The sequence below is a fragment of the Robiginitalea sp. genome (genome assembly GCF_049588695.1).
GTDB lineage: Bacteria > Bacteroidota > Bacteroidia > Flavobacteriales > Flavobacteriaceae > Robiginitalea.
Genome location: NZ_JBAVZJ010000109.1, coordinates 1 through 11,026, shown reverse-complemented (window position 1 = coordinate 11,026; position 11,026 = coordinate 1). Strand labels below are relative to the sequence as shown.

Genomic DNA, 11,026 nt, shown 5'->3' with positions numbered 1-11,026 from the left:
TTAAGAGGGCCTTCTTCAGTGACTCCTGATCATATTCACCCCTCCCTATAGCCACCAGGGCCGCCACCATTAAACGCACCTGGTTGCGGCCAAAACCGGGGCCAGTTACATCCAGGCAATACGTTTTTTCTGGAAAAAAACTGGCAGATAGCTCCTCATTCCTGTACAACTCGCATCGGGTTATGGTCCGCTCCAGGCGTGAAGATGGACCGGGTTGAACGATAAAGCTCTGAAAATTATGTGTTCCCTCGAATACTGAAGCCGCCTTTTTCATCCGCTCGATATCGAGTGATCCCGAAAAATAGCCCAGAAAAGGGGCGCAAAAAGGATGTGGTTTAGTTCCGAAACTGAAATAGTATCTATAGGTTTTGGACTTACTGTCACGAATTGCATTGAAGTCTTTAGAAACCGATGTTACAGTTTTCAGCTTAAGGTCCGGGGGAAGATTCCTGTTTGTTTCATCCCGAAAAGCGTCGAGATCCGCCAGGGGTACTCCACTTAATATGAGCTGGCATGCAAAGTCTAAAGCTGAAACCCGGGCGTCCGTCCTTCCCGCGCCCAATAACTTAACGGATCTGCCAGGAAGCACGAATTTCATAGTCTTTAACAACATCCCTTCTATAGACTTAGTCTCCGCCTGTTGTTGCCATCCCTGAAACCGAAAGCCCAGGAAACTCAGGCGCAGCAAATAATAGTGCTTTGGTATTTCAGTCATTTTATTAGGGTTACCCTTACAAAGATACTTTCCACTGCTGACTAAAGCAGCATCTGGACTGTTTCACAACACTCAGGACACAATTGACAACATCGCTTACCGTTCATCGAATTCCCTGAAATATACCTGAAGTACTGGCGTTTTTTATACCAAACAAACCCCGGATACCCAGTGAATGTAACCAAAGATATTCAAGTCCAAAAACGCGTTTCCTTCTGGAAGTTCTGCTACTTTGCCAGTTTTACCCTGCTGGCCGTTTTAATCGTTTTTAGTTTTTATGGATTATACAGCAATCGCTTTTATTTCCTGAAAATTGACAACTACATCTTTCCACTGGTCAGTATTTTACACTTTGTTTTCTTATATGTCATGAATTTTAAAATACGGGAGGAAGAATACCCGGATCCTGTAATGCGCAATATCGAATACGGTATGTATGCCGTCCTGTTAATTTACATTTTTAAGGGTCTGGACACCCTGTATATCCTGTTGAGTATAGAACAGTATCAATCTTACCTCATACCCGAGACATTCATGCCAATAGGCCTGCTAATCCTGACCCTCCAATTACTCCTGGTGGGATTTACAATTTTTAGTTTTTATCAAAGAAAAACCCTTATCGGTCCGTATGAATTCGAACAGATCGATCAAAATATGAATTCCTGGCAATAGCCGGTATTCTTGTGTTGTGGCAAGAAAAAGCCCCGGTCTCCACCGGGGCTTTTTTGATTTACCACCGCCTAGAGACCGCTGATGTAGCTGCCGTATAAATCCCGGAACCTAAAACCCTCTGAAATTCGGCTTTTGCTCAGTTTTTCAAAACCTTCAAGTCCCCAGAGCACCATTTCCTCTGCAAAAGGTCGTGACTGCTCTTCGAGATCGGGCATATACTTACTGATAAGGGCCGTAAGTGGCTTAATGCTTTGGAGAACTTCCCGGTAATGGGCATCCGATAGGTCGTCCATAAGATCAATACCTTCTGATTCAAAGAACCAGGCAATCAGGGCATCATAAGGGGTCTCGGCATCTTTGTGCTCCAATTTCTTTATTTCCGGGAAATGAGTTGCGAACACTGTTTTAACGGCTTCTTCTACAAGGATTTGAGCTACATTGTCCGCACCTTCCTGTTCTCCTTCGTAGACCAGTTCAATTTTTCCGGTAATTGCAGGGAGGACCCCCATAAAATCACTGAGCCTGATTACGGTGTTTTTTTCTCCTGTTTTAAGCATACGGCGCTCAGCAGTGCTCAGCAAATTCTCAAAAGCCGTAATACTCATGCGCGCACTTACGCCGCTCTTTCGATCCACGTACTCACTTTTACGGGCTTCAAAAGATATTTGTTCCAACAAATCCCTTGCGAGCTCCGGGATCTGTATCCCCTTTTCCTGGGCGGGTACCCGGGCGGCTTCCTGGGCCGTAATGCGCCGGGCCGTTTCCAGGTCCTGTGGATAATGGGTAAGGATCTGCGATCCGATCCGGTCTTTCAAGGGGGTCACAATACTCCCCCTGTTGGTGTAGTCCTCAGGATTTGCTGTAAATACAAATTGGACATCCAAAGGCAGGCGAACTTTAAATCCGCGAATCTGAACGTCACCCTCCTCCAGAATGTTGAAGAGGGCCACTTGTATACGAGATTGTAAATCCGGGAGTTCATTGATTACAAAAATACAGCGATTGGCACGAGGAATCATCCCGAAATGGATCACCCGGTCGTCGGCATAAGACAACTTGAGGTTTGCTGCCTTGATCGGATCGACATCCCCAATAAGGTCGGCTACCGTTACATCCGGGGTGGCCAATTTTTCATAAAAGCGTTCTGAGCGGTGAACCCAGGCAATTTCTGTATCATCGCCTTTTTCGCGCAGGGTTTCAAGGGCATAACGGGATATGGGTGCATAGGGATCATCGTGAATTTCACTGCCTGCAACTTCGGGAATCCATTCATCCAACAGTTCGACCATCAAGCGCGCGAGTCGGGTTTTTGCCTGTCCCCTCAGACCGAGTAGATTGATATGGTGACGGGAGAGGATAGCCTGCTCCAATTGAGGTATTACCGAGTTCTCATAGCCCCATACCCCTTGAAATGAAGGTGTATCTGCTTTCATTCGGAGAATCAGGTTTTCGCGAAGTTCATCGCGAATAGGCCGGGTTTGATAACCTGATTTTTTCAGGTCACCGAACGTCTTAATTTCAGGTTTTTTTCCTTTTTCGTGGTTCATAGAGTATTTACTGTTTAACCCCTTAATCGTTTTTTTCGGTTCTGCTCGTAATCTTCAAAAATCATTTCGCCCAGTCCCTTCAGGCCGGTGAAAAAAGCTTTGCCTTTATTCGCTTCCGTAAAATGGCGTACGAATTGCATCAAATACGGATCCTGGGCAATCATAAATGTCGTGATGGGGATATGTAACTTCCTCGCCTGACTCGCCATATTGTAGCATTTCTCCACGATATAATCGTCCAATCCCACACTGTTCTTATAATACGTCCCATCGGGCATTCTCAGGCAGGACGGCTTCCCGTCCGTAATCATAAAAATCTGTTTGTTGGTATTCCTTTTGCGCCTGAGCAAATCCATGGCGAGTTGTAAGCCCGCTACTGTATTGGTATGATAAGGACCTACCTTTAGGTACGGTAGTTCTGCCACGGAAATGGGCCAGGCATCGTTTCCAAAAACCAGTATGTCCAGAGTGTCTTTCGGGTATCGGGTTGTGATAAGCTCTGTGAGGGCCATCGCAACCTTTTTGGCGGGCGTAATCCGATCTTCTCCATACAGAATCATACTGTGGCTGATGTCAATCATCAGTACGGTACTCATTTGTGCTTTGTGATGGGTGTCTTCTACGACCAGATCGTTTTCCTCCAGCCTGAAATCATCCATACCGTGGTTGACCTGGGCATTTCTCAGGCTTTCCGTCATGGAAATTTGCTCGAGGCGATCGCCAAAGCGGTAGGAGCGAAAATCCCCCGTATGCTCGTCCCCCTGTCCGGTCTTACCTGTCCGGTGGTTGCCGCTTCCCCTTCTTTTAAGTTTGCCGAAAATCTGGTCCAGGGCCCGCCTGCGAAGCATGCGTTCCAGTTTGGCCGTCATCGAAAATGACGGATCTCCTGTTCCCCCTTCCCCAGGTTCGCCCGGGCCGAATTCCACTTCCTCCCTCAGGTAACCCTTCGCTTTGAGATCCTCGATAAAATCATCAATGGTATAGTCATCATCGGTGAGTTCGTATTCCTTATCGAGTTCCCTCAACCAGTCCAGGGCCTCTTCCACATCTCCGGAAGTATGTGTGATAAGTTCCTGGAAAATGTCAAAAAGCTTTTCAAAAGGAGATTGTTCAGCTGCCTTATAGGAAGTGAACCTGAAGCCTTGTCTTCTGTTCATAGCAAGTTAAAAATACAACTTTTGCGTCAGGTGATCCAAAAATTAAGAAACCTTAACGACTGGGCTCATGGCGAGTCTCCAGCATGGAAACCACATCTGCAAGGGAGAAACCTTTGGCCTGAACTAAAACCATCAGGTGAAATAGCAAATCTGCACTCTCGTTGAGAAAGAGATCGTCCTGGTCATCCATGGCTTCAATAACCGTCTCCACTGCTTCTTCTCCCACTTTTTGTGCCATTTTATTTATCCCCTTTTCAAATAGGGAAGCCACATAGCTCTTCTGGCCCGATCCCGACTCCCATTCGGATTTTCGGGCCTTAATTACAGCGTCCAGCCGGTTTAAAAAACCAAGGCCCTCATTGGCCTCACCCCAGCAGGTATCTGTGCCCTTATGACAAACCGGCCCAGCAGGGCGAACACGTATCAAAAGGGTATCCGCATCGCAATCCAGGTGGATTTCTTCAAGCCTCAGGACATTGCCGCTTTCTTCGCCTTTGGTCCATAGTCGCTTTTTAGACCGGCTGTAAAAGGTTACCAGGCCTGTGGATTTTGTCTTTTCCAGAGCCTCCTTGTCCATATAACCCAGCATGAGTACCTTGTGGGTAAATGAATCCTGAATAATTGCGGGAATCAAACCATTTCCTTTGGTAAAATCAATTGCTTCCATGTGCCATTTACATTATATACGAACGGGAATGTTCTTGCTTTTTAAGTACAATTTTAATTCCGGTATGGGGATCTCACCGAAGTGAAATACACTGGCGGCCAGGGCTGCATCAGCCTTTCCCTTGGAAAAAGTCTCTTCGAAATGCGCCATGTTTCCGGCACCCCCTGAAGCGATGATGGGAATATTGACCATTTCTGACAATTCCCTCAATGCCGTATTGGCAAAGCCTCCTTTAGTTCCGTCGTGCTCCATACTGGTGAAGAGCAGTTCTCCTGCCCCACGATCAGCTGCTTCCCGGGCCCAGGAGAAAAGCCCGACCTCTGTCGGAACCTTTCCGCCCATCAGGTGGATGCGCCATTCGTTTTGAAGCCGGCGGGCATCCAGGGCAACCACAATACACTGGGAGCCAAATTTTGCAGCCAAACGATCAATAAGCTCCGGATCCCTTACAGCAGCTGAATTTACAGATACTTTGTCTGCCCCGTTGTGCAACAGGATATCCACATCTTCCACCGAACTGATCCCCCCTCCAACGGTAAAGGGGATATCAATCCGCTCTGCCACCCGCCATACGAGATCGGCAAGAGTTTTACGATTTTCTTCAGTAGCCGAAATATCGAGGAAGACCAACTCATCGGCCCCTTGTTGGGCATAGCTTTCAGCGAGCGCCACCGGATCTCCTGCATCGCGCAGATCGACGAAATTAATGCCTTTGACGGTACGTCCATCCTTGATATCCAGGCAGGGTATGATACGTTTTGTCAGCATGTCCTATTCATTTTTTTGATTCAGGTCGCAGCCCCTGTAAAATCCGAGATCTACATCGCCTAATTGCTTCGTCAGGTACGCGAGTTGCCCCGTATGGTAACTCAAATGTTCGACGACATGCAGGATGATCCCCAGACCCGAGAGTTCAAATCCCTGCACTCGTTTTTTGTGTGCCAGGGCGGCGTCCGGCAGGGTCTGTATGACTCTGCTGGCTTTTTGAGCGACTTTAAAAAAATCAGCCTCTACTTCCCTGCGCTGACGGGTATCCTTTCCTGTAAATTCTGCTTCGCGATCCCTTTGATCTTCTACTCCGCCCAGGCCACTTATAATATATTGCCCAATATTTCCCTGAAGATGACGCAACAAGATAGCCGCACTATTCGAATTTTTGTTCGGCTCATACCAGAAGGACTCCTCGTCCAGTTGGCTAAGACACCCCTGAATTTTCTCCAAAGATTCAGAGATACGCAAAACGGCCTGTTCCCGGAAATCATCTCCAAACATTTGACTTAGTTCTTCCATTCTCCCTCAATTAAAGCCTGTAATGCCTCGAGTTTCAGTTGTCCTTCATACAGGGCTTTCCCAATGATGGCCCCCTCGCACCCCAACTTTTTGAGCCTGCGCAGGTCTTCCAGGCTACTGACCCCACCGCTGGCGATAAGGGCTATGCCTGGTTTTTCAATGTCTTCTACCCCACTCATACCGATCCGTGTCTCGAGGATTGCTGTTTTTTTAAGGAGATCCCTGTAGAGCTCAAAGGCAGGACCCATCAACATACCGTCCTTGCTGATGTCCGTACATACGACATACCGAACCCCCTTTTTCTGATATCCCTTTACAAAGGGAACCAGCTCTTTTGAAGTAGCTTCCTGCCATCCGGATACAGAGATAAAACCCTCCCGAACATCTGCCCCCAATATTATACGTTCAGGGCCATAGGCCTCAAGCCATCCCAGAAACCTTTCGGGTTCCGCAGCGGCAATACTCCCTCCGGTAATCTGGGCAGCCCCTGAATCAAAAGCGATTCGGACATCTTCATCCGATTTTATTCCTCCCCCGAAATCCACACTCAAACGGGTATTCCCTGCAATGCGCTCAAGCACTTTGTGGTTCACGATGTGGGCAGAACGCGCTCCATCCAAATCCACCAGATGTAAGTGGCGGAACCCGGAGGCTTCAAAAGTACGCGCCATTTCCAGCGGATCCTCGCTATATATTTTTTTCGTAGTGTAGTCTCCTTTGGTCAGACGTACACATTTACCGTCAATCAGGTCTATGGCCGGAATAATCCGCATACTGTTTCAGATTTTTAAGAAATTACTCAGGATGTGCGCCCCGGGTTTGCCACTTTTTTCGGGGTGAAACTGTACCCCAAAAAAATTATCATTTTCAAGGGCCGCACTGTAGGGCCCTCCGTAATCACTCACTGCAATGGTCTGATCACATAAGGGAGCATAAAAACTGTGCACCAGATAGATGTACTCGTTTTCAGGAATATCTTCAAAAAGGGGCGATTTCAATTCGTGAATTCCATTCCACCCAATCTGGGGTACTTTCAATGCCTCAGGAAAACGGATCACTTTAGTCTTAAAAATTCCAAGTCCCTTCGTATCTCCTTCTTCAGTGCGCTCACACATCAACTGCATCCCCAAACAGATTCCCAGGACAGGTTGGTTTAATTCCGGTATCACCCGGTCCAGTCCGGATTGCTCTAATTTGCGCATGGCGCTGGAAGCTTCCCCAACCCCGGGAAAAATTACCTTATCCGCCTTTCTAATGCGATCCGGGTCGGCACTGAGCTCCAGATCGTAACCCAATCGCTTAAATGCAAATCGGATACTCTGGATATTCCCGGCTCCATAATTTACGATGACTAAATCCATACCCAAAATTAAAGCAGACCTTTTGTGGACGGGAGAATACGCTTATCCGGATTCCTGAGTACTGCCATTTTAATAGCCTTGGCAAAGGCCTTAAATACAGCTTCAATTTTATGGTGTTCATTGGTCCCTTCTGCCTGGATATTCAGGTTCGAACGCGAACTATCTGAAAATGACTTAAAAAAGTGCATAAACATCTCAGTGGGCATATCACCAACTTTTTCCCGCTTAAAATCAGCTTCCCAAACCAGCCATGGTCGTCCCCCAAAATCAAGGGCTACCTGAGCCAGGCAATCGTCCATAGGAAGGCAATACCCATAGCGTTCAATTCCCATCTTATCTCCCAGGGCCCCGGCAACTGCTTCTCCGAGAGCAATCGCCGTATCTTCAATAGTATGGTGTTCATCCACATGAAGGTCCCCATTTACTTTTATAAAGAGGTCCAGTTGTCCATGGCGGGCCAATTGGTCCAGCATATGATCAAAGAAAGCCAGCCCGGTCTTGATATCACTTTTTCCAGTTCCGTCCAAATTGAGTTTTATCTCAATATCGGTCTCGGCCGTTCTCCTAGAAATTTCGGCTTTACGGGAGCCCTGCACCAAAAAGTCGTATATCCCGCTCCAGGAATCCCCCTCCCATGCAATAGTTGTTTCGAGTTGTGCAGCAGTGGCTTTCACTTCTTCGCTGCCGAGACCTTGCTGGTTGTTGATGAATATGCTTTTAGCACCCAGGTTTTGTGCGAGTTCCACATCCGTCAGGCGATCGCCGATAACAAAACTGTGCTCCAGGTCGTATTCGGGACCAAAGTAAGCGGTAAGTAACCCGGTGCCCGGTTTTCGTGTAGGGGCCTTGTCTCGTGGAAAAGTCCGGTCGATAAGTACCTCCCGGAATGCAATGCCTTCTGCCTCAAAAGTGCGCATTATAAAGTTGTGAACGGGCCAAAACGTATCTTCCGGAAAGGAAGGAGTACCCAGGCCATCCTGATTGGTGATCATAACCAGCTCATAATCCAGGCCTTTGGCGATACGTCCGAGATAGGTAAATACTTCAGGATAAAACTGCAGCTTTTCAAAGGCATCAATTTGTTCATCCTCAGGTTCCAGGATCAGGGTTCCATCACGGTCGATAAATAATACGCGTTTCTTTTCCATGCTACCTTTAGGTGTCGAGTATGTTTAGAGTATTGATTAAAGTGGCGTTCTCCTCTGGCGTACCCACTGTAAATCTAAGGGTATTCGCACAGCCCAGCTGCGTAGAGCGGTCCCGAACAACATTCCCTTTGTCGAGGAGTTGGCGATAGCGAAGCCGCGCATCATCCACGCGGGCCAGGATAAAATTCGCGTCTGTCGGAAAAACTTCCTTTACAAAAGGAATGTTCAGTAACCCTTTCTGCAATTCGGCCCGGCTGGCTTTGAGTTTCTCTATTTCATGTGATACTTTGTCGAGGTCTGACAAAGCCTTAAATGCGCGTTTCTGGGTCAGTTCATTCACATTATACGGAGGTTTTACCCTTTTGAGAAAAGCGATAATTTCAGGGTTGGCAAAACAAATACCCAACCGAATTCCCGCCATGCCAAAAGCCTTGGAAAGGGTCTGGGTTACCACCAGGTTGTGATGGGTTTCCAACAGGGGGACGAAACCCCCAGATTCTGAAAAGTCGATATATGCCTCATCAATAACAACCAAACCCGGAAACCCTTTTAGAATTGAAAGTACCTCTTCGGGCCGCAGACTATTGCCGGTCGGGTTATTCGGAGAGCAAAGAAAAATAATTTTGGTATGCGCACCCGCCTTCTTAAGAATCTGATCCACGTCTGGTTGAAAATCCGGGGTCAGGGGAATCTCTATGTTTTTAACGGCATTGATACCCGCCAGTACAGCGTACATCCCATAGGTTGGGGGCAGGGTAATGACGGCATCGGAATGAGGTTCGCAAAACACCCTGAAAAGCAGGTCAAGAACTTCATCGCTTCCATTTCCCAATAAGATCTGCTCTGTAGAAACACCCCTTAATCCGGCGATTTGCTTTTTCAGCGACTTCTGGTGCGGATCCGGATAGCGATTCACCCCATTGTCAAACGGGTTCTCGTTGGCGTCCAGGAAAATCATTGCATTTCCCTGTCCGTCATATTCATCACGGGCTGAGGAATACGGGGTAAGTACCCGAACCGTAGGCCGGACAAGTGCTTCGATAAAACCTTCCTTTCCCATGCCTTATTTTTCAGTTGTATTCTTTTTCAGGGCTTTCAGGCGCAGGGTTACGGCATTGGCATGAGCTTCAAGCCCTTCGGCCCTGGCCATGGTTTCAACTGCAGGACCTATAGTCTGCAAACCCTCCGGCATGATACGCTGATATGTAATACTTTTAGAATAACTGCTGAGATTCACACCGGAATACTGCCTGGCGTAGCCGTTGGTGGGCAGGGTGTGATTCGTACCAGAGGCGTAATCCCCCGCACTCTCGGGGGTATAATTTCCAAGGAAGACAGAACCGGCATTCTGTATGTGTTCCAGCAAGTATTCCTCCTTTTTGTGCGCAATTATAAGGTGCTCCGGGGCATAGGTATTCACCAGCTCGGCGAGGCTTTCCGGGTTCTCCAGAACTATCCCCCGACTATTCGCAAGGGCATCCCGTGCAATCTGCTTCCTGGGCAACTCCGCAATCTGAGCGGTCAGGGCACTTTCTATGGCTTCCTGAATTTCGGGTGTATCTGTTACGAGTATTACCTGACTGTCCGCCCCGTGCTCCGCCTGGCTCAGCAAATCCGATGCAATAAACTCAGGCACGGCCGAATCATCGGCTACCACCAATAATTCGCTCGGGCCGGCGGGCATATCAATGGCTACCCCCAAACGACTGGCCCATTGCTTTGCAGCCGTAACGTATTGGTTCCCGGGGCCAAATATCTTATAGGTTTTTGAAACGCTTTCCGTTCCGTAGGTCATTGCAGCAATGGCCTGTATCCCTCCAACCTTGCAGATTTGCGACACCCCACAACGAGCGGCTGCATAAAGTATCGCAGGGTGCAAATTCCCGTTTTTATCCGGAGGGGAGCAGAGAACAATTTCTGAGCATCCTGCAATCTTTGCCGGAATGGCCAGCATCAGGACTGTTGAAAACAAGGGGGCACTCCCCCCGGGGATGTAGAGCCCCACCCGGGAAATAGCGCGATTTTCCATCCAGCAATCAACACCCTCCGCAGTGCGAACATGGATGGGTGAAGTCTTCTGGGCGGCATGGAAGGCGTAAATATTCTTATAGGCCAGTTCGATAGCTTCTTTCAAAGCATCTGAAAGGGCCCCGGATGCAAGCTCTAATTCCGCTGAACCCACCAAAAGGTCATCGAGGGCCACCCCATCAAAATTATGAGTGTACTTCTTTATGGCCCGATCCCCGTCAGCGGAAACCGCCTTAAAAACTTCGTCTACCAAACCCTCCAGGGACTTTGAGTCCTTTGAGGGACGTTTCAGTAAATCCTCCCATGAACTTCTATCGGGCAGTTGTACCCATTGCATATTTTCTACTTTTAAATTCAGACGATCATTTTTTCTATGGGGCAAACCAGAATCCCTTCGGCCCCCTCTCGTTTAAGCTGGTCCAGAACCTCCCAGAACCGATC

Annotated in this window: 13 protein-coding genes; 1 reads left to right on the top strand and 12 read right to left on the bottom strand. The window is 48.0% G+C overall.

The window, feature by feature from the left end:
* Positions 1-715 (bottom strand): tRNA pseudouridine synthase A (locus WBV75_RS02420; protein ID WP_424119064.1); only part of this gene is annotated, 715 nt, incomplete at its 3' end.
* 171 nt (positions 716-886) lie between these two features.
* On the opposite strand from WBV75_RS02420, the gene WBV75_RS02415 reads away from it, so the two are divergent.
* On the top strand, positions 887-1,387 hold the full coding sequence (locus tag WBV75_RS02415) for a hypothetical protein (protein WP_424119063.1): 501 nt from the start codon (positions 887-889) through the stop codon (positions 1,385-1,387).
* A 68-nt stretch (positions 1,388-1,455) separates the two neighbouring features.
* On the opposite strand, the gene WBV75_RS02410 is transcribed toward WBV75_RS02415, so the two are convergent.
* The 11 genes from WBV75_RS02410 to WBV75_RS02360 all read right to left on the bottom strand — a co-directional run.
* Positions 1,456-2,934: an AAA family ATPase gene (locus WBV75_RS02410; RefSeq protein WP_424119062.1), complete on the bottom strand. Its 1,479-nt coding sequence runs from the start codon at positions 2,932-2,934 to the stop codon at positions 1,456-1,458.
* 14 nt (positions 2,935-2,948) lie between these two features.
* Positions 2,949-4,091: a vWA domain-containing protein gene (locus WBV75_RS02405; RefSeq protein WP_424119061.1), complete on the bottom strand. Its 1,143-nt coding sequence runs from the start codon at positions 4,089-4,091 to the stop codon at positions 2,949-2,951.
* A gap of 52 nt (positions 4,092-4,143) precedes the next feature.
* Positions 4,144-4,758: a bifunctional phosphoribosyl-AMP cyclohydrolase/phosphoribosyl-ATP diphosphatase HisIE gene (hisIE, locus tag WBV75_RS02400; RefSeq protein WP_424119060.1), complete on the bottom strand. Its 615-nt coding sequence runs from the start codon at positions 4,756-4,758 to the stop codon at positions 4,144-4,146.
* A gap of 12 nt (positions 4,759-4,770) precedes the next feature.
* The gene (gene hisF / locus WBV75_RS02395; protein WP_424119059.1) at positions 4,771-5,526 is read right to left on the bottom strand and encodes an imidazole glycerol phosphate synthase subunit HisF; all 756 of its coding nucleotides are present in this window, start codon (positions 5,524-5,526) and stop codon (positions 4,771-4,773) included.
* 3 nt (positions 5,527-5,529) lie between these two features.
* Complete coding sequence (locus WBV75_RS02390) at positions 5,530-6,048, bottom strand: DinB family protein (RefSeq protein WP_424119058.1); 519 nt, start codon at positions 6,046-6,048, stop codon at positions 5,530-5,532.
* Positions 6,036-6,821 (bottom strand): HisA/HisF-related TIM barrel protein, encoded by a 786-nt coding sequence (locus WBV75_RS02385; protein ID WP_424119057.1) that lies wholly within the window; start codon positions 6,819-6,821, stop codon positions 6,036-6,038. Before WBV75_RS02385 ends, WBV75_RS02390 begins: the two co-directional genes overlap by 13 nt.
* Before the next feature lie 6 nt (positions 6,822-6,827).
* The gene (gene hisH, locus WBV75_RS02380) at positions 6,828-7,409 is read right to left on the bottom strand and encodes an imidazole glycerol phosphate synthase subunit HisH (protein WP_424119056.1); all 582 of its coding nucleotides are present in this window, start codon (positions 7,407-7,409) and stop codon (positions 6,828-6,830) included.
* Between the two features lie 8 nt (positions 7,410-7,417).
* On the bottom strand, positions 7,418-8,557 hold the full coding sequence (gene hisB / locus WBV75_RS02375; RefSeq protein WP_424119055.1) for a bifunctional histidinol-phosphatase/imidazoleglycerol-phosphate dehydratase HisB: 1,140 nt from the start codon (positions 8,555-8,557) through the stop codon (positions 7,418-7,420).
* A 7-nt stretch (positions 8,558-8,564) separates the two neighbouring features.
* Positions 8,565-9,617, bottom strand: coding sequence for a histidinol-phosphate transaminase (hisC, locus tag WBV75_RS02370; RefSeq protein WP_424119054.1), 1,053 nt, complete (start codon positions 9,615-9,617; stop codon positions 8,565-8,567).
* Between the two features lie 3 nt (positions 9,618-9,620).
* The gene (hisD, locus tag WBV75_RS02365; protein ID WP_424119053.1) at positions 9,621-10,922 is read right to left on the bottom strand and encodes a histidinol dehydrogenase; all 1,302 of its coding nucleotides are present in this window, start codon (positions 10,920-10,922) and stop codon (positions 9,621-9,623) included.
* Positions 10,923-10,939: 17 nt separating this feature from the next.
* A partial coding sequence (locus WBV75_RS02360) for a hypothetical protein (protein ID WP_424119065.1) occupies positions 10,940-11,026 on the bottom strand: 87 nt, incomplete at its 5' end.